The sequence below is a fragment of the Pantoea sp. C2G6 genome (genome assembly GCF_051336815.1).
In the GTDB taxonomy this organism is placed as follows: Bacteria; Pseudomonadota; Gammaproteobacteria; order Enterobacterales; family Enterobacteriaceae; genus Pantoea.
In genome coordinates, this window is the sequence record NZ_JBGMNJ010000005.1 from 1 (window position 1) to 25,032 (window position 25,032).

Sequence of the window (25,032 nt, forward strand, 5' to 3'; positions counted from 1 at the left end):
AGGATCGCGCCGTCCATCTGCGCAGCACCGGTGATCATGTTTTTAACATAGTCGGCGTGGCCTGGGCAGTCTACGTGTGCGTAGTGACGAGTCGGGGTTTCATACTCAACGTGTGAAGTGTTGATGGTGATACCACGTGCTTTCTCTTCTGGTGCGTTATCGATCTGATCGAATGCACGCGCCTGGCCGCCGTAAGTTTTAGACAGTACGGTGGTGATAGCTGCGGTCAGGGTGGTTTTACCGTGGTCGACGTGACCGATGGTGCCCACGTTTACGTGCAGTTTGTTACGCTGAAATTGCTCTTTCGCCATGGCGATAATTCCTTACGTTGTGCCTTCACCATCTGGGTGAAGGCATCAGTTCAAATTTAAACCGTAGCTTATTTGCTACGAGCTTCAATAACGGCCTGCGCTACGTTGTTCGGCGCATCGTCATACTTCAGGAACTCCATGGAGTACGAAGCACGACCTTTGGTCAGAGAACGCAGCTGAGTTGCGTATCCGAACATTTCAGACAGCGGAACTTCAGCGTGAATCTGAACGCCAGTAGCGTTGGATTCCTGCCCTTTGAGCATACCACGACGACGGCTAAGGTCACCGATGACATCACCCGTGTTCTCTTCAGGCGTTTCAACTTCAACCTTCATGATAGGCTCAAGCAGAACAGGTTTCGCTTGTTTAAAGCCTTGTTTAAAGGCAATAGACGCGGCCAGTTTAAACGCCAGTTCTGAGGAGTCGACATCATGGTAAGAACCAAAGTGCAGACGAACACCCAGATCCACTACCGGATAGCCAGCCAGTGGGCCTGATTTCAGCTGCTCCTGGATACCTTTGTCAACCGCAGGGATGTATTCACCAGGAATCACACCACCTTTGATGTCGTTGACAAATTCGTAGCCTTTCGGGTTCGAACCTGGCTCCAGTGGGTACATGTCGATAACAACATGACCGTACTGACCACGACCACCAGACTGCTTGGCGTGTTTACCTTCAACGTCGGTAACTTTAGAGCGAATCGCTTCACGGTAAGCAACCTGTGGTTTACCCACGTTTGCTTCAACGTTGAACTCACGCTTCATACGGTCAACGATGATGTCGAGGTGCAGCTCACCCATACCGGCGATGATGGTCTGGTTAGATTCTTCATCAGTCCATACGCGGAATGATGGGTCTTCTTTCGCCAGACGGCCCAGAGCCAGACCCATTTTTTCCTGGTCAGCTTTGGTTTTTGGTTCAACGGCGATAGAGATTACCGGCTCCGGGAATTCCATACGCTCCAGAATGATTGGCGCGCTTGGATCACACAGGGTGTCACCAGTGATAACGTCTTTCAGACCGATTGCAGCCGCGATGTCGCCTGCGCGAACTTCGCTGATCTCTTCACGCTTGTTAGCGTGCATCTGAACGATACGACCGAAACGCTCACGTGCAGATTTCACGGAGTTCAGCACGGTATCGCCCGAGTTAACCACACCAGAGTAAACGCGGAAGAACGTCAGGTTACCCACGAATGGGTCGGTAGCGATCTTAAACGCCAGCGCAGAGAACGGCTCTTCATCACTTGCGTGACGCTCAGCTGGGGTATCTTTACCATCGTCCAGCATACCGTTGATTGCCGGTACGTCGGTTGGCGCTGGCAGATACTCAACGACTGCGTCCAGCATCGCCTGAACACCTTTGTTCTTAAATGCAGAACCACAGGTAACCAGGATGATTTCGTTTTTCAGCACGCGCTGACGCAGGGCTTTCTTGATCTCTTCTTCAGTCAGCTCTTCACCGCTGAAGAATTTCTCCATCAGCTCTTCTGAAGCTTCTGCTGCCGCTTCGATCAGCTTGCCGCGCCACTCTTCAGCCAGTTCTTGCAGGTTAGCTGGGATCTCTTCGTAATCGAAGGTCACGCCCGCATCCTGGTCGTTCCAGTTGATGGCTTTCATTTTGATCAGGTCAACAACGCCGGTGAAGTTCTCTTCAGCGCCGATAGCGATCTGCAATGGAACCGGAGTTGCACCCAGACGTGATTCGATCTGACCAACTACTTTCAGGAAGTTTGCACCCATGCGGTCCATTTTGTTAACGAACGCAATGCGTGGAACTTTATATTTGTTAGCCTGACGCCATACGGTTTCAGACTGTGGCTGAACACCACCTACAGCACAGTAAACCATTACTGCGCCATCGAGCACACGCATGGAACGTTCTACTTCGATGGTGAAGTCAACGTGTCCTGGGGTGTCGATGATGTTGATGCGGTGTGGCTCAAACTGCTTAGCCATACCAGACCAGAAAGCTGTGGTCGCTGCAGAAGTGATGGTAATACCACGTTCCTGCTCCTGAGCCATCCAGTCCATGGTCGCTGCGCCATCATGCACTTCACCGATTTTGTGGTTAACACCGGTGTAGAACAGGATACGCTCGGTAGTAGTGGTTTTACCGGCGTCGATGTGTGCGCTGATACCGATATTACGGTAGCGCGCAATGGGTGTTGTACGAGCCATTTTATTCCTCGGTTTTTAGGACGTTCAAAGTTAGTCGACCCCAGCGGGTTGGCTGTTTGAGCGCCCGCTGGTTTAACAACAACTACCTTTCTGTTACCAGCGGTAGTGAGCGAACGCCTTGTTGGCTTCAGCCATACGGTGAACGTCTTCACGTTTCTTCACTGCAGTACCTTTGTTTTCTGCAGCATCAGAAAGTTCGTTCGCCAGGCGTAAAGCCATAGATTTATCACCGCGTTTACGAGCAGCTTCTACGATCCAACGCATTGCCAGGGCATTACGACGAACCGGACGGACTTCAACTGGAACCTGGTAGGTTGAACCACCAACGCGACGTGACTTAACTTCGACAGTCGGACGTACGTTTTCGAGAGCAACCTCGAACGCTTCCAGGCCATCTTTACCAGCACGTTGAGCCAGGGTCTCAAGCGCGGTATAGACGATAGATTCAGCAGTAGATTTTTTACCATCTACCATCAGGATATTTACAAATTTGGCCAGCAGCTCTGATCCGAACTTAGGATCTGGCAGAATTTTACGCTGACCAATGACGCGACGACGTGGCATGGAAATACTCCGTTGTTAATTCAGGATTGTCCAAAACTCTATGAGTTTGTTTTGACATTTAATTTAAAACGTTTGGCCTTACTTAACGGAGAACCATTAAGCCTTTGGCTTCTTCACGCCGTACTTGGAGCGAGCCTGCTTACGGTCTTTAACACCTGAGCAGTCAAGCGCGCCACGAACGGTGTGGTAACGCACACCTGGCAGGTCTTTTACACGACCGCCACGGATCAGGATCACGGAGTGTTCCTGTAAGTTATGACCTTCACCACCAATGTAGGAAGTCACTTCAAAACCGTTGGTCAAACGCACACGGCAGACTTTACGCAGTGCGGAGTTTGGTTTTTTAGGAGTGGTGGTGTACACACGAGTACAAACGCCACGTTTTTGCGGGCAAGCTTCCAGCGCCGGCACGTTGCTCTTTGCAACTTTGCGGACGCGTGGTTTGCGAACCAGCTGGTTAACTGTTGCCATTAAATAGCTCCTGGATTTGCTTTTGCTTCGTAAACACGTAATAAATCGCCTCGTAGAATTACGAGGAGGCAGAATTTTAGGGCTGAGTCAAAGGGGTGTCAAGAAATAACCAGGTTTTAGCCGATTACCAGACCATTTGCTGCTGATGCCTGACCGTTAGCGTGACGAAACCAGTATAGTCCACCGAACGCACATTGGTCGAAATTTGTCCAGCCAGGCCGCGCGCCTGAACATCTTCGTCCAGCACCCACAGCGTCGCTTTACAGGCTGAGAGCTGCGCCAGCGCCCGGCTGCCCGCTAATGCGGCCAGTACGCCATCCTGCAACAGCAGCAGATCATCCCCTTCACTCGCCATCAACAGCAGGGTCTCAAGGTCACTGTGGGCCGGGGAGTGGAATAAGGTATGCAGCATCAACGCCTCTTAAAAGGTCACAATACGGTCGTAACCGGCCAGCGTCTGACGCAGCTCCGGTGCATCCAGCAGCGTCACCGCCAGCAGACGGTCGGCATCAGGCGACAATCCGCGCGCCAGCAGCGACGTCCGGCAGAGATAGCACTGTTCAATATCGTAGAGCGCCAGCACGCCAAAGGTGGCGGCATAGTGACGGCTGTTTATCGCGTCCGGCTGCTGATGGAGATTAAGCTGTAGCACGCCGTCGCCAATAAAGAACAGACCGATGTCGTCACTGAGCGCCCCGGTCGCCAGCACAGCGTCCAGCCCTTCGCGTCCTGCGCTGCTGCCATGCGGCGCCTGGGTAAAGACAAAAGCGACCCGATTCATCAGAACTGCACCATACGTTCACAGCTCAGCGCCGCTTCAGCCAGCGCACCGAGGCCACTCAGGGTAAAGCCTGGCTGGAGATTACTGGCCGGCAGTTGCAGTCGTGCCGCTTCCTGCACATCGGTAACCCCGCGCCGCAGCGCGGCCGCCACACAGATGTTAAGCGCCACGCCCTGCTCCTGATGCAGCGTCTGCCAGCCCCGCACCAGATCGAACTCATCACTGGCCGGTGCGGTGAGCTGGTTAGCGTTGAGCACTCCTTCCCGATAAAAGAAGACGCTTTCAAGCTGATGGCCCGCCGCGATCAGGGCGCGGGCAAACAGCAACGCGCTGGTCGCCTGCTGCGTCCCGTAAGCCGGGCCGGTCACCAGCAAGGTATAACGCATTACCGATCCTGCCCCTGAAAGTCGCCATTTTTGAACTGACGAATATAGAGATAGACGGTGTGCTTTGAAATGTTCAGCCGATCCGCCACCTGGTTGATAGCGTCCTTGATGTCGAAGATCCCTTTCTCATAGAGATTCAGCACGATCTGACGATTCTTGGCGTTGTTTGAGACATTGCGATCGGCGCTCACCTCTTCAATGGTGAACTCCAGCGTCTGCATCACCAGGTCATCCACCGAGCTGGCAAAGTTAACGTTAGAGTCGACCTGCTGCATCTCCGGCGGCATAAAGGTCGACATAATCTGGGAGAACGGCACATCAAGGTTCATGTTAATGCACAGCAGGCCAATCACCCGCTGCTGACGATTACGAATCGCGATAGTGACCGACTTCATCAGCACGCCGCTTTTGGCGCGGGTGAAGTAAGCCCGGGAGACATTGCTGTCGGTGCCATGCATATCATGCAGCATCCGCAAGGCTAAATCGGTGATAGGCGATCCCACTTTACGGCCGGTGTGTTCACCATTGGCGATGCGCACGGCCGAGCACTTAAGATCTTCCAGTGAATGCAGGACAATTTCACAATGCGAGCCGATCAACATTGCCAGGCCATCCACGACAGCCTCGTACGATTTCAGAATATCGTAATCAGTAGGTTCGAACGGATGCTGCTCCAGCAGATCGAAGTCGCTCAGTTCACCCGGATTGAATGGATTAGACATTGAAGAGATCACCCTGAATGGCTGGAGCCTGTCACAGCGGCTTATGGGCAGACTCAATATTGGGATAATTAGGCAGGCGCTAGTCTGGCAAATGTCGTCGGCTTATGCCAGGGGTTTGTCGTGACGCAGGAAGGAAACCGCCGCCCGAAGGCGGCGGTGAGCAGATTACTGCGCTTTTTCAGCCGCAGCGGCAGGAGCAGGTGCCTGCGCTTTTTCGTCTGCTTTCGGTGCTGGTTTGATGTCAAGCAGCTCAACATCGAACACCAGCGTGGAGTTAGCCGGAATACCCGGAACGCCATTTTTGCCGTATGCCAGCTGCGGTGGGATCACCAGCTTGATCTTGCCGCCTTTTTTCACGTGCTTCAGACCTTCAGTCCAGCCTGGGATCACACCATCCAGACGGAATGAGAGCGGCTCGCCACGGGTGTAAGAGTTATCGAACTCAGTACCGTCAATCAGCGTACCTTTGTAGTTTACCACCACGGTATCGCTGTCTTTCGGTGCGTCACCGGTGCCCTCTTTCTCAACTTTATACAGCAGGCCGCTGTCGGTTTTCTTCACGCCGCTCTCTTTAGCAAATTTGGTGGCGTAAGCAGTACCCTTGTCGGCGTTCTCTTTCGCATCTTTTTCCATTTTCGCTGAGGCTGCGCCTTTCACGCGGCCCTCAAAAGATTGCAGCGTCTGCTCGATCTCTTCATCAGAGAGTTTGCTCTTGCCGCCAAACGCATCCTGAACACCGGCAATCAGCTGTTGCTTATCCAGTTTGATACCCAGTTTTTCCTGCTCCTTCAGGGAGTTGTCCATGTAGCGACCCAGTGAAGCACCCAGCGCGTAAGCAGACTGCTGATCTTCATTTTTGAAGGCAGCATTCTTCGGTGCCTGTGGCGCGGATTGCGGTGCCGCTGCCGGTGCAGCCTGTGGCGCAGCAGCGGTTTCTGCCGCCATTGCCAGCGGAGCATTCAGCGCAACAGCCATAGTGGTAGCTAACAATGTGACTTTAAACAGTGATTTCATCCATTCTCCAAAACCGAAGCGTCTAACCTCGGGAATCATTGCGGACTTCAGGGTCCACACTATAACTTTACGTGGCAGTGGCGAACACTCCCACAATGTAATTACCCGGTCAACTTCAGACCTTTTTTGCGTCAGGAAGTTTCATCAGAGATGATACCGCGCGGCGCTTTTTCAAGCGTAACGCCAGAGAGAGTGAAAAAAACAGGTGATTCCCCATATTCAGGTCGTAGAATCACGCCCCGAGTCGCACCTTAACAGAGGAACAGGTCATGCAACAATCTGAGTGGGAACAGCGTCTGGAGACGCTTGAGAGTAAACTGGCCTTTCAGGAGATGACCATTGAGCAGCTGAACAGCGCGGTGGTTCAGCACGAGCTGGAGATGAATAAACTGCGTGAGCAGATGCGCATTCTCACCGACAAGCTCAAAGCCAATGCGCCCTCGATGGTCGCCGAACAATCTGAAGAGACGCCACCGCCACACTACTGATGGCGGGTCAGCTGGCAGCCTGATCAGGCTCTGGCCGCGACGCTGTCAGGTCCGCCCTAACGCTGCCAGCAATAAAAAGGCCACCCGGAGGTGGCCTTTAAACGTACGCTGAGACTTAGTGGCTGCAACCGCAGCCGCCATTGCCACAACCGCCTTTACCGTGATCGTGGTCATGACCGTGATCATGGTCGTGGTCGTGATGATGACCATCTGCGCCGTGAACGTGGCCATGAGCCAGTTCTTCTTCAGTTGCTGCGCGGATAGCGACCACTTCAACGTTGAAGTTCAGGTTCTGGCCCGCCAGCATGTGGTTACCATCCACCACGACGTGGTCATCTTCCACTTCGGTGATTTCAACCGGTACCGGACCCTGGTCAGTTTCCGCCAGGAAACGCATGCCAACCTGTAATTCATCCACGCCCATAAAGACATCTTTAGGCACACGCTGCACCAGGTTGTCGTCATACTGACCGTACGCATCGTTCGCCGGGATATGCACATCAAACTTGTCGCCGGCAACGTGGTTTTCCAGCGCATTTTCCAGACCAGAAATCAGGGAACCATGACCGTGCAGATAGTCTAACGGTGCGCTCACCGGTGACTCGTCAACTAACACGCCGTCTTCTGTACGTACCTGATAGGCCAGGCTTACCACCAGGTCTTTTGCTACTTTCATGATATCTCCTAACCGTTGAGAGCTGAGATCCCGTCTCATTGGTCTATTCTTGCGTGCAATAACACCAACCAGAAAGGTTCGGGGCTGGGTACAAGAGGTTATTGGCTTTCTCTTGCGACCACAGCGTTAATGGCGCCAATTGTAACGGAATTCAATCCCGCTGTAAGTTTAAGCTTAAAAAAAGCTGCGCCATTCCGCTACTCAGGATGGAAAATACCGATCACCTGCTCGTGGGTACGCACCTGATCGCGCGCCTGCTTATCCGCCTCACGCATCTGATGACCACACTTCACGCACTCCACCACATCAACATTATTTTCACGCCACATCGCCAGCGTGTCCTTCTCCTGGCAGTGCGGGCATGTCGCACCAGCAATAAAACGTTTACGCATTATCGTCTGCCTGTTTCATTAAGTTATTGATCATCATCCCAGCCGTCGATCTGCCGCTTTTCATGCTGCATTTCACGCTGGAAAATATCTTCCAGTTCACGCCGTGCTTCACGCACGCGGGACGCCTGGGCACTCTCCGAGAGATTCGGCATCAGCTCGCGCAGCATCCGCATATCGAGCCGACGGAAATGCTGCTGAGCACGATGCGCCTGATGAGGATGCATCCCCAGCGTCATCAGCGTTTTGCGCCCTAACTCCAGCGCACTGGAGAAGGTTTCACGCGAGAACTGCGTCACACCCGCCTGTAACAGCTCATGGGCTTCAACACGCCCGCGCGCCCGCGCCTGAATCTGCAACTGCGGGAAGTGCTGCTGGCACAGATGCACAATAGTCATCACATCTTCCGGTTCATTGCAGGTGATAACAATCGCCTGAGCACTGCCCGCACCGGCCGCCCGCAGCAGCTCCAGCTCGGTGGCGTCGCCGTAATAGACCTTATAGCCATATTTACGCATCAGGCTCACCGCACTAATATCGCGCTCCAGCACGGTGATGCGTTTGTTATTGGCCATCAGTAAGCGCCCTACTACCTGTCCGAAGCGGCCAAAGCCGACCACAATCACCTGCGGCTGATCGTCCTCCACAAAATGCTTCTCGGCCTGATCGTCCGGTTCGTTGAAGCGGCGCGCCAGCAGTCGGTCGACTCCCTGCATCAGCAGCGGCGTGGTCATCATCGACAGCGTGACCGTCACCAGCAGCATCGGCAGCTGATCGCCGGAAAAGAGCTTCGCGGAGGAGGCCGCTGAAAACAGCACAAAGGCGAACTCGCCGCCCTGACTCAGTACCCCCGCAAACTGCTGTCGCTCGGAACTGCGTAAGCCATAAATACGCGCCAGCAGGTAGAGCACCAGGGTTTTTACCGCCACCAGCGTCACTACGCCCAGCAGAATGGTCACAATATGGGTATAGAGCACGCCGAGGTTGAGCGCCATGCCAACCGAGATAAAGAACAGTCCCAGCAGTAACCCTTTAAACGGGTCGATGGCGACCTCCAGCTCATGGCGATATTCACTCTCCGCCAGCAGGATCCCGGCGATAAAGGTTCCCAGCGCCATCGACAGTCCCAGCGCATCCATAAACAGCGCCGAACCCAGCACCAGCAGCAGTGAGGCCGCGGTAAAGACTTCGCGCACCCCTGACGCGGCGATGTAGCGGAAGATCGGCCGCAGCAGATAGCGGCCTCCCACCAGCATGCCGGCAAAGGCCAGCACCTTCATGCCCACTTTCATCCAGTCGATATGGCCACTGTCGGTGCCAGCCAGCAGCGGGATCAGCGCCAGCGCCGGGATCACCGCGATGTCCTGAAACAGCAGCACGGAAAAGCCCAGCTGCCCCGCTTCACTGCGGTTCATGCCTTTATCCAGCATCAGCTGTAACGCCATGGCGGTGGAGGACATCGCCAGACCAATGCCGCCAATCACCGCCGCCTGCCAGCTAAAATCAGTCAGCCACAACAAGCCGCCCAGAATGGCCGCCGAGAAGATCACCTGCGCCGCGCCGACGCCAAAAATAGAGCGGCGCAGCGCCCACAGCTTTGCCGGGTTCAGCTCCAGCCCGATGATAAACATCAGGAACACCACGCCGAGTTCCGAAAAGTGCAGGATCTCGTCGACGTCGCTGATAAAGCCTAATCCCCAGGGACCGATGGCGATACCCGCCACCAGATAGCCCAGAACCGCACCAATACCGAGGCGCGCCGCCACCGGTACGATCAAGACCGCCGCGACCAGATAGATCACCCCGGCGGTCAGCAGCGTTTGTCCTTCCATTTATACCCCTCCATTCGGCAGCGGCGCTGCCAGCCAGTCGCCATAAGCGCGGGCATAATTTTTCATGACGTCAGCACTCTGCCGACGCGCCCAGTAGACAATCATTGGTGGCATCCAGTGCATACGGCACATCTGCGCGGTCAGCTCAAACGGTCGCATAATGTCATTCAGTGAATAGCGGTTCAGTCCATGCTGCTTAAAGGCGCTCTCTGGTTCGCCGGTGGTGACCACGCTACGCCAGTATTTCCCTTCCAGCGCATTGCCATCCACACCGTTGGCGAAACCGCGCGACAGCACCCGATCCAGCCACTCTTTCAGCAGCGCCGGACAGCTATAGGTGTAGAGCGGGTGCTGGAAAATAATGACGTCATGGTCGCGCAGCAGCTGCTGTTCATGGTGAATATCGATAAAAAAATCGGGATAGGCCGCGTAGAGATCGTGCACGGTCACATGCTCCAGCGCCTGAGCCGGCTGGAGTAAAATCCGATTCGCAATTGAATCCTGTGATTCAGGATGAGCGAAAAGCAGTAAAACGCGGGGTGGCTGCGACATCCTTTCCCTCCAGGGCGTCGTCATTGGTGCGGTTTTCCGCTACCATGCACGACGCAGCAAAATCTCATTATGTTGCCAGTAAATTAACATATTCTGACGATACGGCGCTTACATGATTGTCTTCTCTGCCTTACAAATTCGCCGCGGCATCCGCGTACTGCTCGACAACGCCACCGCCACCATCAATCCCGGTCAGAAAGTCGGGCTGGTGGGTAAAAACGGCTGCGGTAAATCCACGCTGCTGTCGCTGTTAAAAGGTGAGATCACCAGCGATGCCGGCACCGTAAACTTCCCTGCTCACTGGGCGCTGGCCTGGGTGAATCAGGAGACGCCAGCGCTGGATAAAGCCGCGCTGGAGTATGTGATTGATGGCGATCGCCACTATCGCCAGCTTGAAGCTCAACTGGCGGAGGCCAATCAGCGGGATGACGGCAACGCCATTGCGCTGCTGCACGGCCAGCTTGACGCGGTGCAGGCCTGGAGCATCCACGCACGCGCCGCCAGCCTGCTGCACGGCCTGGGCTTCAGTCAGGAGCAGCTGCAACGCCCGGTCAGCGACTTCTCCGGCGGCTGGCGGATGCGCCTGAACCTGGCGCAGGCGCTGATCTGCCGCTCCGATCTGCTGTTACTGGATGAACCGACCAACCACCTCGATCTCGATGCGGTGATCTGGCTGGAGCGCTGGCTGAAGAGCTATGAAGGCACGCTGATCCTGATCTCCCACGATCGCGACTTCCTCGATCCGGTGGTCGACAAAATCATCCATATCGAACAGCAGTCGATGTATGAATATACCGGCAACTACAGCTCGTTTGAGCGGCAGCGCGTCGCCAAGCTGGCTCAGCAGCAGGCGCTGTATCAGAGCCAGCAGGAGAAAGTGGCGCACCTGCAAAGCTACATCGATCGCTTCCGCGCCCAGGCCACCAAGGCGAAACAGGCGCAGAGCCGCATCAAGATGCTGGAGCGAATGGAGATGATCGCCCCGGCTCATGTCGATAACCCCTTCAGCTTCAGCTTCCGCAAACCGGAAAACCTGCCCAATCCGCTGCTGAAGATGGAGAAGGTGACGGCGGGTTACGGCGATCGCATCATTCTTGACGCCATCAAGCTCAACCTGGTGCCGGGTTCACGTATCGGCCTGCTGGGACGTAACGGTGCCGGTAAATCGACGCTGATCAAGCTGCTGGCGGATGAACTGGAGCCGATGGCGGGCAAAATTGGTCTGGCGAAAGGGATCAAGCTCGGTTACTTCGCTCAGCATCAGCTGGAGTTTCTGCGGGCCGATGAGTCTCCGCTCCAGCATCTGGCGCGCATCGCGCCCAACGTGCTGGAACAGCAGCTGCGCGACTATCTGGGCGGCTTCGATTTCCGCGGCGATAAAGTCACCGAAATCACCGAGCGCTTTTCCGGCGGCGAAAAAGCGCGGCTGGTGCTGGCGCTGATCGTCTGGCAGCGCCCTAACCTGCTGCTGCTCGATGAACCCACCAACCACCTGGATCTCGATATGCGCCAGGCGCTGACCGAAGCGTTAATCGACTTTGAAGGCGCGCTGGTGGTGGTGTCGCACGACCGGCATCTGCTGCGCGCCACCACCGACGATCTCTACCTGGTGCATGATGGCAAAGTAGATGTGTTTGAGGGCGACCTCGAAGATTACCAGCAGTGGCTGAGCGATCTGCAAAAGCAGCAGGCGCAACAGGATGCCGCACCAAAGCAGGACAACGGCAACAGTGCCCAGGCGCGTAAAGATCAGAAACGGCGGGATGCCGAGCTGCGCACCCAGACCCAGCCACTGCGTAAAGAGATCGAGAAGCTGGAAAAACAGATGAGCAAATGGCAGAGCCAGCTGGCCGAGGCGGAGGCGCAGCTCTCCGACAGCGCTATCTATGAGCAAAGCCGTAAAGCGGATCTCACCGCCGCGCTTCAGCGTCAGGCCGAAAGTAAATCGGCGCTGGAAGAGGTGGAAATGGCGTGGCTGGAGGCGCAGGAACAGCTGGAACAGCTAATGGCGTCATAAACCACCGGGGTTCTCTCTGGCCTCAGGGAGAACCCCGGCGTGTCAGAAGGGTTTGTCACCCAGTACCGTCGCCCGTTGCATCACCCGGCGGGCGGGATAGTAGTCGGCATTGGCATAATGCTGCGTCACCCGATTATCCCAGATCGCCAGATCGTCTGGCTGCCAGCGCCAGCGCACCTGAAACTCCGGTTTGGTGGCGTGCGCAAACAGCAGGTTCAGCACGGCCTCACTCTCCTTCTCGCTTAAATCCACGATGCGCGTCGTAAAGCCCTCATTCACAAACAACGCTTTTTTGCCGCTGACCGGATGGGTGCGGATCACCGGATGCTGCACCGGCGGATGTTTTGCCACCGCCTGCTGCCAGCGCTGATGCTCCGCTTCCGTTTTACGGTATTTGTACTCCTGGAATGACTTTTTGAAATCATGCTCAGCGCGGAGACCGTCCAGCAGCTGCTTAAAGGGCTCTGAGAGCGCCTCATAAGCCGCGATGCCGCTGGTCCAGAGCGTGTCACCGCCCGCCTCCGGCAATACCTTTGAGGCCAGCAGCGCGACGGCGGGTGGTGTTTCGATAAAGGTGACATCAGTGTGCCAGTTGTCATTATCCGGCGGATTATCCCGATGGGTATCCAGCACGATAATCTCCTCAACTCCCTCCGCATGGGGATAGACCGGATGAATATGCAGGTCACCAAAGCGGATCGCCAGCGCCCGGTGCTGTTCCGGCGTAATTTTCTGGTCACGCAGAAACAGCACCTGATAACGCAGCAGGCCGTGATAGAGCTGCTCAAACTGGGCATCACTTAATGGGCGTGAGACATCCAGGTTTGACACCTGCGCCCCAATCCACGGGCCAAGCGGGGTAAAACTGAGACGTTCATTCATGACTGTTCTCCACTCCAGGGCGTCAGACGGCGCTGTAACGCACGCAGCCCAAGTTCTAAACTAAAAGCGATGAGGGCAATCACCGCGATACCGGCCAGCACCACATCGGTGGCGAGGAACTCCCCGGCCGACTGCACCATAAAACCAAGCCCGCGCGTGGCGGCGATGAGCTCGGCCGCCACCAGCGTGGACCAGCCCACCCCCAGCCCGATGCGCAGGCCGGTCAGAATTTCAGGCAGCGCGCCAGGCAGGATCACCCAACGCAGCAGCTGCCAGCGGGTCGCGCCCAGCGAACGGGCGGCGCGGATGCGCACCTGTTGCGCATTGCGCACGCCGGCTAAGGTGGAGAGCGTAACCGGCGCGAAGATCGCCAGCGTAATCAGCAGGATTTTTGAGGTCTCACCAATGCCGAACCAGATCACCATCAGCGGCAGATAGGCGAGCGGCGGGATCGGACGGTAAAGCTCAATCAGCGGATCGAGCAGCCCGCGCGCCACCGGGCTGAGCCCCATCAGGATCCCCACCGGAATGCCAATAACGGACGCGACGCTGAGCGCGATCACGATGCGCGTCAGGCTGGCGGCCAGATGCTGCCACAGCGTGGCATCCATAAACCCCTGCGCGCTGGCAATCAGCAGCAGCTTGCTTAACACCTGCTGGGGTGGCGGCAGAAACAGCGGCGCGATCAGCCCCAGCGCGGTCACGCCCCACCAGAGCAGCAACAGCAGCGAGAGACTCAGCAGGCTCAGCGTCAGGGCGGTTGAAAACGGCCAGCGCAGGCGGCGCGGCACCGGCAGCGTTTTATCGTTGATTAACGCGCTCATACAAACGCCTCCCGTTGCTCAAATACCCGGCTCAGCACATACTCGCGCTGCGCGATAAACTGCGGATCGGATTTGATGCTGCGGCACGACTCACCCGCGGCAAAGCGCTGACCAAAATCGGGCCGCAGCCGCTCCACGATCCGTCCCGGCCCCGGTGACAGCAGGATCAGCTCGCTGGCGAGGAAAATCGCCTCCTCAATGTCATGGGTAATCAGCAGGATCTGCTTGCCGCTATCACGCCAGAGGGTCAGCAGCAGAGTCTGCATCTGCTCACGAGTGAAAGCGTCGAGAGCACCGAACGGCTCGTCCAGCAGCAGCAGTTGCGGATCGGTAGCCAGCGCGCGCGCAATGCCGACCCGCTGGCGCTGACCGCCTGACAACTGCCAGATGGCACGCTTTTCCGCCCCTTCCAGCCCCACCTGTCTGATTAAGCGACGAGCCACGGCTTCACGCTGTGCACGCGGCATACCGGCCAGTTGCAGGCCAAAAGCGACGTTCTCCAGTACGTTGCGCCACGGCAGTAATCCCTCATGCTGAAACACCACGCCGCGCTCCGCACCCGGTCCGCGGACCGGCTGGTTATCCAGCGTGATGCTGCCTGACTCCAGCGGCAGAAAACCGGCAACCAGATTGAGCAGGGTGGTTTTGCCACAACCCGAAGGACCGAGCACCACCAGCAGCTCGCGGTGATCCAGTTGCAGATTAATATCCTGAAGTACCGGCTGCCCGGCATAGCGTGCGTTGAGATGAGCGATGCGCAGCATGGTGGCTCCTTAAGGTCTGGTTAATGGCTCGACAAAACGGGAGGTCACGTAGCTGCTGTAGTCATTATCCGCCTGCGGCACCCGGCCCTGGGCTTTCAGAAACTGCGCGGTATCGACGATCGCTTTATTGACCGGTTTGCCGAGCTGCTCAACCTGCTGCTGCGCCGTCAGGTAGGTGTTGCCTTTCACCAGGCCCGGCACCTGCGCCTCCGGCACCCCGCTCAGCCGGGCGAGTTTGCTGAGATTTTCCGGCTGCGTCAGCCAGCTATCGGGATTATTGAGATAGGCCTGCTGCGCCGTCAGGGCGCTGCGGGCAAAAGCGGTGACAATCTCCGGGTGCTGTTGGGCGAAATCTTTCCGCACCACCCAGACATCCAGCGTCGGCGATCCCCAGCGCCCTACTTCAGCCGAGTCCGTTAACACCTTGCCGCTTTTTTCCAGTTCATTAACGGCGGGTGCCCAGACGTAGGCCCCATCGATGTCGCCACGCTGCCAGGCCGCGATAATCGCCGGTGGCTGTAAATTGACCAGCTGGAGCTGCGAAGGCTTAATCCCCCAGTGTTTCAGCGCCGCCAGCAGGCTGTAGTGGGTGGTGGAGATGAACGGCACCGCGATGCGTTTACCGATTAAATCCTGAGGGCGGGTGATACTTTTCTTCACCACCAGCGCTTCCGAGTTTCCCAGCTGCGAGGCGAGCAGGAAGGCTTCAATCGGCAGCTGCTGGGCGGCCGCCACCGCTAACGGGCTGGAGCCGATATTGCCGATCTGCACATCACCGGAGGCCAGCGCCCGCAACACCCCGGCGCCACTGTCAAACTTGCGCCAGTCGACACTGGCCCCGCTCTCTCTGGCAAAGCTATTGTCAGCCTGCGCCACTTTTGCGGGTTCAGCGGAGGTCTGGTAAGCCACCGTGACATTGACCGCCTCCGCCTGAAAGGCCAGCAGCCCCAGCGCTGCGGCTAAAAAAGATAAACGTACTGTTGCTGCCATGATCGCTACCCCACCGTTATTATCGTGGAGGCAGTGTCACCGGGCACCAGGACTTCACCAAGGAATTAAAAATTATCCCTAATAAAAAGAAGTTCTTAGATAAGGATCTGCAAAAGTTAGTTAAAAAGCGCAAATGCTGAAAATGAGTAAAGTAAGCAAAAATGTCAGGCGCTCACATTTCAGCTGTGTTATTCATATGCGTTCCCATTTTCTGCTTGCGAAGGTCTCTGTACCCGATGTCGATTGAGAAAGTCGCTCAGCTGGCTGGCGTCTCCAAAGCCACGGTGTCGCGGGTTCTCAACGCGCATCCCGGTGTCAAACCCGATACGCGTGAGAAAGTACTGGCGGCGATCTCCGCCTGCGACTACCAGCCCAATTTACTGGCGCGTCAGCTGCGTACCGCGCAAAGCCACATGCTGCTGGTGTTGATCTCGGATATTACCAATCCCTTCTGCTCGCGCGTGGTTCAGGGGATCGAAGCCGAGGCCGAACTGCACGGCTATCACATCCTGCTCTGTAACTCCGCCTCGCAATTACAGCGTGAAGCCGCCTATCTTTCGCTGCTGACCGGTAAAGTGGTGGATGGGGTGATCACCATGGATGCGGCTTCCGGGTTACAGGATCTGGAGGCGCTGATCGCCGGTGCGCCCTGGGTGCAGTGCTCAGAGTTTGATCCCGACATCCCCGCCTCCTCCGTCACCATCGACCACCTGGAAGCGGCGCGCGATACCGTGCACTACCTCGCCGGTAAAGGACGTAAACGCATCGGACTGGTGAACGGGGATATGCGTTACCTCTATTCGCATCATCGTGAAAAAGGCTACCGGCAGGCGATTGAGGAGCTGGGATTTGCCTGGTCAGGCGTCGCCTATGCCAGTGACATCTCCTGCGAAGCGGGTAGTCTGGCGCTGCGGGAGCTGATGGCGTTGCCTCAACCGCCGGATGCGGTATTTGCGGTGTCCGATGTGCTGGCGGTGGGCGTGATGCATACTGCGCTGGAGGCGGGCCTGCGCATACCGGAAGATTTGGCGGTGGTCGGTTTTGACGGCGTCTCCTTTACCCGCAGTCTCAATCCGCCGCTGACCACCATTGAACAGCCGATGAATCAGCTGGGCGCGCGCAGCGTACAACTGCTGTTGCAGAAAATACGCCAGCCGAACGCGCCGGTGATGCGCGAAGTACTGCCCTGGACGCGCGTCGAACGCGCATCCAGTTAACTCAGCGCCAGATTAACAGCACGCAGGCGGCGGTCAGCAGCCCCATCGAGAAGTTAAAGATTTTCCAGGCGCGGCGGCTGCGCAGAATATGGCCGATCATCGCGCCGAATCCCATCCAGATCACGCCTGATACCAGGTTGACCAGAAACATCCCCAGGCTGATCGCCATCACCGAATGACGGTAGGCGTCACCGGCCAGGCTGAAGCTGGCCACCGCACCCAGCGCCATCAGCCAGGCTTTGGGATTGATCAACTGCAACAGTCCACCCTGCCAGAACGGCATCGGCGCCTCGGGCGCACGGTCGGTTTCCAGCTTTTCATAGCGGGACGTCGCTATCTTCCAGGCCAGCCACAGCAGATAGAGGCTGCCGCCGATTTTCAGCACCAGATGCAGTGAGGGATAGAGCAGGATCAGGCCGCCAACGCCAAACGCCACCATCAGCAGCATCACCTGCATGCCGATCATGATGCCGATCATCAGCGGAATGGTGCGCAGAAAGCCAAAGTTGGCACCTGAGGCGGTGAGTAACATATTATTAGGGCCTGGCGTGATTGCCGCGACCCAAAGAAATCCCAACATCGATAAGAAAAGACTCAGTTCCATGGCAAGCGGGTACTCCTTCCCCTGCAAGAAAAAACTTATCGAAGCTAACAGTGTGATATGGAACAGACAAGCATTTACCACATGAAATTTACCGGACCGGAATCGGAGCAGTTCACGCCGCTGCGCAGCCTGCGTAATGCGCATCTGCAAACCCTGTTGCCCCGCCTGTTACGGCGCCGGATTACGCTGGAGCCGCACTGGCAGCGTCTCGATCTGCCGGATGGTGACTTCGTCGATCTCGCCTGGAGCGAAGATCCGCAATTCGCGCAGCATAAACCGCGCGTGGTGCTGTTTCACGGGCTGGAGGGCAGCTTTCACAGCCCTTACATTCATGGACTGATGGCGACCTGCCGCGCACGCGGCTGGCTGGCGGTGGTGATGCATTTTCGCGGTTGCAGCGGTGAACCCAACCGGCTGAACCGGATCTATCACTCCGGCGAAACGGAAGATGCCCGCTTTTTCCTGCACTGGCTGCGCACCCGCTGGGGTCATGTGCCTACCGCCGCGGTCGGCTTTTCGCTGGGCGGTAATATGCTGGGCTGTCTGCTGGGCCAGCAGGGGGCGGCCGCGGATCTGGACGCGGCGGTGATTGTCTCGGCACCGCTGCTGCTGGAGCCATGTAGTGTGAAACTGGAACGCGGTTTCTCCCGTTTCTATCAACACTATTTGCTGGCGCAGCTGAAGAAAAATGCCCGCCGCAAACTGCACGCCTGGCCGGAAACGCTGCCGGTCAATCTGGCGCAGCTCAGGGCGCTGCGGCGGCTGCGCGATTTTGATGATGCCATTACCGCCCGCGCCCACGGTTTTACCGATGCGGCTGATTACTATCAGCGCGCCAGCGCCCTGCCGTGGCTGAAGCACGCAGAGAAACCGCTGCTGATCATTCATGCCAGAGATGACCCGTTCATGAGTGATGAGGTGATCCCCCACAGCAGCCAATTATCTGCCACTATTACTTATCAACTGACACCCCACGGCGGCCACGTTGGTTTTGTCGGCGGGACGTTGCGCCAGCCTGAAATGTGGCTGGAGCAGCGCATCCCGCAGTGGATCGCCCCTTTTCTGGATAACTGATCGCGTGATTATTCCCTGGCAACAGGTCTCCCCGGAGACCCTTGAAAATCTGATTGAAACCTTTGTGCTGCGCGAAGGCACCGACTATGGCGAGCAGGAACGCAGCCTGGTCGACAAGGTGGCCGATGTGCGCCGCCAGCTGGAGAGCGGTGAGGTGGTGCTGGTGTGGTCGGAGCTGCACGAATCGGTCAACATCATGCCGCGCAAAGAATTTCGCGGCTGATGCGCCCACGGCCATTTCGTGTTAACAATGCTCATCGCCTGATTTCACAGGGAGCTTTTCTATGTCTGCCCGTCATCCCATTATCGCAGTGACCGGTTCCAGCGGCGCGGGAACCACCACCACCAGCCTCGCCTTTCGGAAAATCTTCCAGCAGCTTGATCTCCATGCGGCGGAGCTGGAGGGCGACAGCTTTCACCGCTTTACCCGCCCCGAAATGGATATGGCGATTCGTAAGGCGCGCGATTTAGGTCGTCATGTCAGCTACTTCGGCCCGGAAGCCAACGACTTTGGTTTACTGGAGCAGAGCTTTAAAGAGTATGGCCAGAGCGGTCAGGGCCAGTCGCGTAAATATCTGCACACCTATGATGAGGCGGTGCCGTGGAATCAGGTGCCCGGCACCTTTACGCCGTGGCAGCCGCTGCCACAAAATACCGATATTCTGTTCTACGAAGGGCTGCATGGCGGCGTGGTGACGACGCAGCACAATGTGGCGGAACATGTCGATCTGCTGGTTGGCGTGGTGCCAATTGTTAACCTGGAATGGATTCAGAAACTGGTGCGCGACACCGGTGAGCGCGGTCATTCACGTGAAGCCGTCATGGATTCGGTGGTGCGCTCGATGGAAGATTACATCAACTTCATCACCCCCCAGTTTTCCCGCACCCACATCAACTTTCAGCGTGTCCCGACCGTGGACACCTCTAACCCGTTTGCAGCGCGGGCGATCCCCTCGCTGGATGAGAGTTTTGTGGTGATCCACTTCCAGGCGCTGGAAGATATTGACTTCCCCTATCTGCTGGCGATGTTGCAGGGTTCGTTTATCTCGCACATCAATACGCTGGTGGTGCCGGGCGGCAAAATGGGTCTGGCGATGGAGCTGATCATGGGACCGCTGGTGAAGCGGCTGATGGAAGGGAAACGCATTGAGTAAGAGGTCCGTCATAGCCCATTGGACTGATGACAAAGCCAAAGCAGAGTAGGCCTGAACGCAACGCCGTCGCTCAACGCGCAGGGAGCCGGGTCAGAAGAGGAAAGCGTCCCGCGCCTGGGACAAAAACGCCGGGAGCGTTTTTGAACAACGCAAAGCGTTGGCCCGGCAACGGGCGCACCTCAGGGATGAGGTGCGTAATCGCGCGGGCCGAGCACGCCATGGATGGCGGTTTTGCGACTTTCCGATCTGACCCGGTTCTCTGCGCAGGCACAGTCTAAAAGCGGATTACCTGCCCAGACACGGTCTTGAAGCAACCTGCATCAGATACTGGAAGTGAAGTTAGCAGGTCAGCAATGACTCTTGCAGTTACTACAACTCAATCACTTCATAGCTGTGGGTGATGGTAACGCCTTTGCCCAGCATGATGGCCACCGAGCAATATTTTTCAGCAGAAAGATCCACCGCGCGTGAGACCGCTTTATCCTGGAGCGCTTTGCCGCTGACGATAAAATGCAGGTTGATGTGCGTAAAGATTCGCGGCGCCTCTTCACGACGTTCTGAGGTCAGTTTTACTTCACAATCAGCCACATCCTGACGGCCTTTTTGCAGAATTGAAACCACGTCAATCGCACTGCAACCACCCGCCGCCATCAGAACCATCTCCATTGGGCTGGGCGCTTTATCACCTGAATTTCCATCCATGAGTATCTGATGGCCGGATGAAGATTCCCCGAGGAATGTCAGCCCTTCTACCCATTTCACTCTTGCCTGCATGATTTTTGCTCCAGAATACGCTGTTTTGTCGTCAGAGTACGCTTTCGCCTGGTAAACAGCAATCCAGAGAAATCCACCCCAAGCTGAAGCGAGACAACACAAGACAGTCGGCAAAAGCTATGCTACAAACAGTGCTGAAAATATTTTTCGTCACCCAATGGCGAAGCCGGGAAGAATGATGCGCACTGCGCCGAATGCGGCCCGAATAATTTCCTGAAAAGGAAACGCTTGAAGCTTTCATCGCCTGACAGGGAAAACTGCCCCCTGTATTTTGGGCACGATTACAACAGAGGATAATAGCGAATGGTTCTCGGCAAACCGCAAACAGACCCTACACTCGAATGGTTCCTGTCCCATTGCCATATTCATAAGTATCCATCCAAAAGTACGCTGATTCATCAAGGTGAAAAAGCAGAAACGCTTTACTACATCGTGAAAGGTTCCGTCGCGGTTCTGATTAAAGATGAAGAAGGCAAAGAGATGATCCTTTCCTATCTGAACCAGGGCGACTTCATTGGTGAGCTTGGCCTGTTTGAAGAAGGTCAGGAGCGTAGCGCCTGGGTACGGGCTAAAACCGCGTGCGAAGTGGCGGAAATCTCCTATAAGAAATTCCGTCAGCTGATCCAGGTCAACCCCGACATCCTGATGCGACTCTCCTCGCAGATGGCACGTCGCCTGCAAGTCACGTCGGAAAAAGTAGGTAACCTCGCTTTCCTCGACGTCACCGGACGCATTGCGCAGACCCTGCTCAACCTGGCGAAGCAGCCCGACGCGATGACTCACCCCGATGGGATGCAGATTAAAATCACCCGTCAGGAGATTGGTCAGATTGTGGGTTGCTCACGTGAAACCGTGGGCCGCATTCTGAAGATGCTGGAAGATCAGAACCTGATCTCCGCACACGGCAAAACTATCGTGGTATACGGTACCCGCTAACTCCTGTCATCCACGGCGTGCTGGCAACATCACGCCGTTATTGTTTGTGTTGAGCCAATGTGGCGTCGAATTATTTACCATCCTGAAGTCAACTATGCCTTGCGGCAAACGCTGGTACTCTGCCTGCCGGTGGCGCTGGGCTGGCTGGCGGGCGACCTGCAAAAAGGTCTGCTGTTCTCCTTAGTGCCGGCCTGCTGCAACATCGCCGGTCTGGATACCCCGCATAAGCGCTTCTTTAAACGCCTGATTATTGGCGGCAGCCTGTTCGCACTCGGCAGCTTTCTGATTCAGTGGCTTACCCTGCATGCGATACCGCTGCCGTTGATCCTGTTCGCCATGCCGCTGCTGCTCGGCGTAACCGGTGAGATCAGCCCGCTGCATGGCCGCCTGCTGCCCGGCACGCTAATCGCCGCTATCTTTACCCTGAGCCTGGTCGGCCGGATGCCCATCTATGTCACCCCGCTGCTCTACATCGGCGGCACGCTCTGGTATGGGCTGTTTAACTGGTTCTGGTTCTGGCTGTGGAAAGAACAGCCGATGCGCGAGAGCCTAAGCCTGATCTATCGCGAGCTGGCTAACTACTGCGACGCCAAATATACCCTGCTCACCCAGCTGACCGACCCGGAAAAAGCGCTGCCGCCGCTGCTGGCTCGTCAGCAGAAAGTGGTCGATCTGATCACCACCTGCTATCAGCAGATGCATATGCTGTCGGCCAATCGCGATCACAGCCATAAACGGCTGACGCGCGCCTTTCAGGTGGCACTCGACCTTCAGGAACATATCTCGGTCAGCCTGCATCAGCCGGAAGAAGTGCAGAAGCTGGTGGAGCAGAGCCATGCCGAAGCGGTGATCCGCTGGAACGCCAAAACCATCTCAACCCGACTGCGGGTGCTGGCGGATAACATCCTCTATCACCAGTTGCCCGATCGCTTTGCGATGGATAAACAGCTCGGCGCGCTGGAGAAGATCGCCCGCCAGCACCCTGACAACCCGGTCGGTAACTTCTGCCTCTATCACTTCAACCGCATCGCGCGGGTACTGCGCACCCAGAAACCGCTCTATCAGCGCGATCTGATGGCGGACCGTCAGCGCCGCCTGCCGCTGTTACCGGCACTGCGCAGCTATCTCTCCTGGCGATCGTCGGCCCTGCGCACCGCCGCGCGCTTTGCGGTGATGCTGATGCTCGGCAGCGCGCTGGCGCTGTTCTTCAACATCCCGAAACCCTACTGGATCCTGATGACCATCATGTTCGTCAGTCAGAACGGCTACGGCGCGACCCGCGTCCGCATCCAGCACCGGGCGCTGGGCACCTTCGCCGGCCTGGTGATTGCGGCCGCCGCCCTGCGTCTGGCGGTGCCGGAGTCGCTGGTGCTGCTGATCATGCTGGCGATCACCTTTATCAGCTATCGATTCACCCGCCAGTTCTACGGCTGGTCGATGATTGGCTTCACGGTGACGGCGGTCTACTCACTGCAACTGCTGTCGCTGAACGGCGCGCAGTTTCTGCTGCCGAGACTGATGGATACGCTGATGGGCTGCCTGATCGCCTTTGGCGGCATGCTCTGGCTGTGGCCGCAGTGGCAGAGCGGCCTGCTCCGGCAGAACGCGCATGATGCGCTGGAGACCTATCAGGATGCACTGCGGCTGTTGCTGGGTGCGGAGCAGTCGCCGGAAAAACTGGCTTATCAGCGCATCAGGGTCAACCAGGCCCATAACGCGCTGTTTAACTCGCTGAATCAGGCGATGCAGGAGCCCGCTTTCAACGCCCAGTATCTTAAAGATATGCGCCTGTGGGTGACGCACAGCCAGTTCATCGTTGAGCATATCAATGCGATGACAATACTGGCGCGGGAACACACCATGCTGACCGACTCACTGGCGGAACGCTATCTGCGATCCTGTGAAATTGCGCTCCAGCGCTGCCAGCAGCGGCTGGAATATGATGGGGCCAGTACCCAGGTCAATCTGCTGGATGAGCTGGACAATATCAGTGAGGGACCGATAACGGTGGTCGAGCAGCATGTGCGACGTATTCTGGATCATCTGAGCGTGATGTACACCATCTCATCACTGGCGTGGAGCCAGCGACCACAGCATGGCCGCTGGCTGATCCGACGTTTACGTAAAAACTAATTGAGCACTTTGCCGACGGCGGTGGCGAAGCGGCTCATGCCCTCTTCGATGTCCGCCGGTTCAATAATCAGCGACGGGGCAAAACGCATCACGTCGGTGCCGGCGACCAGCACCATTACGCCTTCAGCGGCGGCGGCATTCAGAATGTCGCGTGCTTTACCGGCATGCTGCGGCTTCAGGGCGGCCCCAATCAGCAGCCCTTTACCGCGAATATCACTGAACAGATCGTACTTCGCATCAATCGCCTGTAGCGCCGTAACAAAGTGCTGACGCCGCATCTCAACGCCCGCCAGCACCTCTGGCGTATTGATGATGTCCAGCGCGGTTTCGGCGATGGCGCAGGCCAGCGGATTGCCGCCGTAGGTGGTGCCATGCACGCCAGGCGCCATGGTCGAGGCGATCTCATTGGTGGTCAGCATGGCGCTGACCGGGAAACCGCCGCCCAGCGCTTTGGCCGAGGTCAGAATATCGGGCTGAACGCCATAATGCTCATAGGCAAACAGCTTGCCGCTGCGCCCCATGCCGCTCTGCACTTCATCCAGTACCAGCAGCGCCTGATGCTGGTCGCAGAGTTCACGCAGACCCTGCATAAATTCCTGCGTCGCGGGCACCACACCGCCCTCACCCTGAATCGGCTCCACCACGATGGCGCAGGTATGATCGTCAATCACCGCTTTCACTGCATCCAGGTCGTTGAACGGCACATGGACAATATCCGCCGGTTTCGGGCCGAAGCCGTCAGAATATTTAGGCTGCCCGCCGACCGTCACGGTAAACAGCGTGCGGCCATGAAAGGCGTTATGGAAGGCGATGATCTTACTTTTAAACGGGCTGTGACGTTTGCAGGCGTAGTAACGCGCCAGCTTAAAGGCGGCTTCATTGGCTTCGGCGCCAGAGTTAGCGAAAAAGACCCGCTCCGCAAAGGTCGCGCTGATTAACTTGCTGGCGAGACGCAGCGCCGGTTCGTTGGTAAAAACGTTACTGGTGTGCCACAGGGTTTCGCCCTGGTTTTTCAGCGTCTCCACCAGCGCAGGATGGCAATGGCCGAGCGCGGTGACGGCGATCCCGCCAGAAAAGTCGATATACTCTTTGCCCTGCTGATCCCATACGCGACTGCCCTTGCCTTTTACCGGCACGAACTGCGCAGGTGCATAAACAGGCAAAATAACGTTATCGAACGTTTCCCGCGTGACCGCAATTTTTTCCGCTGCCATTGATGACCCCATTTGAATGATTGATGTATCAGCATGAAATAATAATCACGAAATATGCATAAAAAATCACTCAAAGGCAA

28 protein-coding genes are annotated in these 25,032 nt (G+C 56.7%); 8 read left to right on the forward strand and 20 right to left on the reverse strand.

Annotated features, from left to right (window positions below; genetic code table 11):
• The 9 genes from ACCW71_RS08715 to fkpA all read right to left on the reverse strand — a co-directional run.
• A partial coding sequence (locus tag ACCW71_RS08715; RefSeq protein ID WP_240323539.1) for a GTP-binding protein occupies nt 1-311 on the reverse strand: 311 nt, incomplete at its 3' end.
• A 68-nt stretch (nt 312-379) separates the two neighbouring features.
• Complete coding sequence (fusA, locus tag ACCW71_RS08720) at nt 380-2,494, reverse strand: elongation factor G (RefSeq protein WP_436370799.1); 2,115 nt, start codon at nt 2,492-2,494, stop codon at nt 380-382.
• A 93-nt stretch (nt 2,495-2,587) separates the two neighbouring features.
• Nucleotides 2,588-3,058 (reverse strand): 30S ribosomal protein S7, encoded by a 471-nt coding sequence (gene rpsG / locus ACCW71_RS08725; RefSeq protein ID WP_006120576.1) that lies wholly within the window; start codon nt 3,056-3,058, stop codon nt 2,588-2,590.
• Nucleotides 3,059-3,154: 96 nt separating this feature from the next.
• Nucleotides 3,155-3,529, reverse strand: coding sequence for a 30S ribosomal protein S12 (rpsL, locus tag ACCW71_RS08730; RefSeq protein WP_003852912.1), 375 nt, complete (start codon nt 3,527-3,529; stop codon nt 3,155-3,157).
• 124 nt (nt 3,530-3,653) lie between these two features.
• Nucleotides 3,654-3,941 carry a sulfurtransferase complex subunit TusB gene (gene tusB / locus ACCW71_RS08735; RefSeq protein WP_436370800.1) on the reverse strand — a complete coding sequence of 96 codons (288 nt, stop codon included), beginning with the start codon at nt 3,939-3,941 and terminating at the stop codon, nt 3,654-3,656.
• Between the two features lie 9 nt (nt 3,942-3,950).
• On the reverse strand, nt 3,951-4,310 hold the full coding sequence (tusC, locus tag ACCW71_RS08740; RefSeq protein ID WP_436370801.1) for a sulfurtransferase complex subunit TusC: 360 nt from the start codon (nt 4,308-4,310) through the stop codon (nt 3,951-3,953).
• Complete coding sequence (gene tusD, locus ACCW71_RS08745; protein WP_436370802.1) at nt 4,310-4,696, reverse strand: sulfurtransferase complex subunit TusD; 387 nt, start codon at nt 4,694-4,696, stop codon at nt 4,310-4,312. Before tusD ends, tusC begins: the two co-directional genes overlap by 1 nt.
• Nucleotides 4,696-5,418, reverse strand: a complete 723-nt coding sequence (locus ACCW71_RS08750) for a helix-turn-helix transcriptional regulator (protein ID WP_436370803.1) — start codon at nt 5,416-5,418, stop codon at nt 4,696-4,698. Before ACCW71_RS08750 ends, tusD begins: the two co-directional genes overlap by 1 nt.
• A 165-nt stretch (nt 5,419-5,583) precedes the next feature.
• Entirely contained in the window at nt 5,584-6,432 is an 849-nt protein-coding gene (gene fkpA, locus ACCW71_RS08755) for an FKBP-type peptidyl-prolyl cis-trans isomerase (protein WP_436370804.1), read from the reverse strand.
• A 269-nt stretch (nt 6,433-6,701) separates the two neighbouring features.
• Here fkpA and ACCW71_RS08760 point away from each other — a divergent pair, with 269 nt between their 5' ends.
• On the forward strand, nt 6,702-6,920 hold the full coding sequence (locus ACCW71_RS08760) for a SlyX family protein (RefSeq protein WP_436370805.1): 219 nt from the start codon (nt 6,702-6,704) through the stop codon (nt 6,918-6,920).
• 115 nt (nt 6,921-7,035) lie between these two features.
• On the opposite strand, the gene slyD is transcribed toward ACCW71_RS08760, so the two are convergent.
• The 4 genes from slyD to kefG form a co-directional block, all read right to left on the reverse strand.
• The gene (gene slyD / locus ACCW71_RS08765) at nt 7,036-7,596 is read right to left on the reverse strand and encodes a peptidylprolyl isomerase (protein ID WP_436370806.1); all 561 of its coding nucleotides are present in this window, start codon (nt 7,594-7,596) and stop codon (nt 7,036-7,038) included.
• A gap of 197 nt (nt 7,597-7,793) precedes the next feature.
• Complete coding sequence (locus ACCW71_RS08770) at nt 7,794-7,988, reverse strand: YheV family putative zinc ribbon protein (RefSeq protein ID WP_061063527.1); 195 nt, start codon at nt 7,986-7,988, stop codon at nt 7,794-7,796.
• 23 nt (nt 7,989-8,011) lie between these two features.
• Nucleotides 8,012-9,817: a glutathione-regulated potassium-efflux system protein KefB gene (kefB, locus tag ACCW71_RS08775; RefSeq protein WP_436370807.1), complete on the reverse strand. Its 1,806-nt coding sequence runs from the start codon at nt 9,815-9,817 to the stop codon at nt 8,012-8,014.
• Nucleotides 9,818-10,369: a glutathione-regulated potassium-efflux system ancillary protein KefG gene (gene kefG, locus ACCW71_RS08780; RefSeq protein WP_436370808.1), complete on the reverse strand. Its 552-nt coding sequence runs from the start codon at nt 10,367-10,369 to the stop codon at nt 9,818-9,820. It abuts the gene before it with no gap.
• Between the two features lie 112 nt (nt 10,370-10,481).
• On the opposite strand from kefG, the gene ACCW71_RS08785 reads away from it, so the two are divergent.
• On the forward strand, nt 10,482-12,386 hold the full coding sequence (locus tag ACCW71_RS08785; RefSeq protein WP_436370809.1) for an ABC transporter ATP-binding protein: 1,905 nt from the start codon (nt 10,482-10,484) through the stop codon (nt 12,384-12,386).
• A 42-nt stretch (nt 12,387-12,428) separates the two neighbouring features.
• On the opposite strand, the gene tauD is transcribed toward ACCW71_RS08785, so the two are convergent.
• Genes tauD through tauA form a run of 4 tightly spaced genes read right to left on the reverse strand, consistent with a single transcriptional unit; the run spans nt 12,429 to nt 15,846 of the window.
• Nucleotides 12,429-13,268, reverse strand: coding sequence for a taurine dioxygenase (tauD, locus tag ACCW71_RS08790; RefSeq protein ID WP_436370810.1), 840 nt, complete (start codon nt 13,266-13,268; stop codon nt 12,429-12,431).
• Nucleotides 13,265-14,092 carry a taurine ABC transporter permease TauC gene (gene tauC / locus ACCW71_RS08795; protein ID WP_436370811.1) on the reverse strand — a complete coding sequence of 276 codons (828 nt, stop codon included), beginning with the start codon at nt 14,090-14,092 and terminating at the stop codon, nt 13,265-13,267. The genes tauD and tauC overlap by 4 nt, the downstream gene beginning before the upstream one ends.
• On the reverse strand, nt 14,089-14,856 hold the full coding sequence (tauB, locus tag ACCW71_RS08800) for a taurine ABC transporter ATP-binding subunit (RefSeq protein WP_436370812.1): 768 nt from the start codon (nt 14,854-14,856) through the stop codon (nt 14,089-14,091). The genes tauC and tauB overlap by 4 nt, the downstream gene beginning before the upstream one ends.
• 9 nt (nt 14,857-14,865) lie before the next feature.
• Nucleotides 14,866-15,846 carry a taurine ABC transporter substrate-binding protein gene (gene tauA / locus ACCW71_RS08805; RefSeq protein WP_436370813.1) on the reverse strand — a complete coding sequence of 327 codons (981 nt, stop codon included), beginning with the start codon at nt 15,844-15,846 and terminating at the stop codon, nt 14,866-14,868.
• A gap of 236 nt (nt 15,847-16,082) precedes the next feature.
• On the opposite strand from tauA, the gene ACCW71_RS08810 reads away from it, so the two are divergent.
• A complete protein-coding gene (locus ACCW71_RS08810; protein ID WP_436370814.1) occupies nt 16,083-17,063 on the forward strand; it encodes a LacI family DNA-binding transcriptional regulator in 981 nt (326 codons plus the stop codon).
• A 1-nt stretch (nt 17,064) separates the two neighbouring features.
• On the opposite strand, the gene ACCW71_RS08815 is transcribed toward ACCW71_RS08810, so the two are convergent.
• On the reverse strand, nt 17,065-17,667 hold the full coding sequence (locus tag ACCW71_RS08815) for a LysE family translocator (protein ID WP_436370815.1): 603 nt from the start codon (nt 17,665-17,667) through the stop codon (nt 17,065-17,067).
• Nucleotides 17,668-17,724: 57 nt separating this feature from the next.
• Between ACCW71_RS08815 and ACCW71_RS08820 the strand changes: the two genes are divergently transcribed.
• From ACCW71_RS08820 to ACCW71_RS08830, 3 genes are all read left to right on the forward strand, one after another.
• The gene (locus ACCW71_RS08820; RefSeq protein WP_436370816.1) at nt 17,725-18,741 is read left to right on the forward strand and encodes a hydrolase; all 1,017 of its coding nucleotides are present in this window, start codon (nt 17,725-17,727) and stop codon (nt 18,739-18,741) included.
• A 4-nt stretch (nt 18,742-18,745) separates the two neighbouring features.
• Nucleotides 18,746-18,964, forward strand: coding sequence for a YheU family protein (locus ACCW71_RS08825; RefSeq protein WP_009087640.1), 219 nt, complete (start codon nt 18,746-18,748; stop codon nt 18,962-18,964).
• 61 nt (nt 18,965-19,025) lie between these two features.
• A complete protein-coding gene (locus ACCW71_RS08830; RefSeq protein WP_436370817.1) occupies nt 19,026-19,895 on the forward strand; it encodes a phosphoribulokinase in 870 nt (289 codons plus the stop codon).
• Between the two features lie 369 nt (nt 19,896-20,264).
• Here ACCW71_RS08830 and ACCW71_RS08835 read toward each other — a convergent pair whose 3' ends face one another.
• Entirely contained in the window at nt 20,265-20,669 is a 405-nt protein-coding gene (locus tag ACCW71_RS08835; protein WP_436370818.1) for an OsmC family protein, read from the reverse strand.
• Nucleotides 20,670-20,972: 303 nt separating this feature from the next.
• On the opposite strand from ACCW71_RS08835, the gene crp reads away from it, so the two are divergent.
• Entirely contained in the window at nt 20,973-21,605 is a 633-nt protein-coding gene (gene crp, locus ACCW71_RS08840; protein WP_000242758.1) for a cAMP-activated global transcriptional regulator CRP, read from the forward strand.
• A 57-nt stretch (nt 21,606-21,662) separates the two neighbouring features.
• Nucleotides 21,663-23,738: a YccS/YhfK family putative transporter gene (locus ACCW71_RS08845; protein WP_436370819.1), complete on the forward strand. Its 2,076-nt coding sequence runs from the start codon at nt 21,663-21,665 to the stop codon at nt 23,736-23,738.
• Here ACCW71_RS08845 and argD read toward each other — a convergent pair.
• Nucleotides 23,735-24,952 (reverse strand): bifunctional acetylornithine/succinyldiaminopimelate transaminase, encoded by a 1,218-nt coding sequence (gene argD, locus ACCW71_RS08850; protein WP_436370820.1) that lies wholly within the window; start codon nt 24,950-24,952, stop codon nt 23,735-23,737. The two genes, ACCW71_RS08845 and argD, sit on opposite strands and share 4 nt — an antisense overlap.
• Nucleotides 24,953-25,032 lie beyond the last annotated feature (80 nt).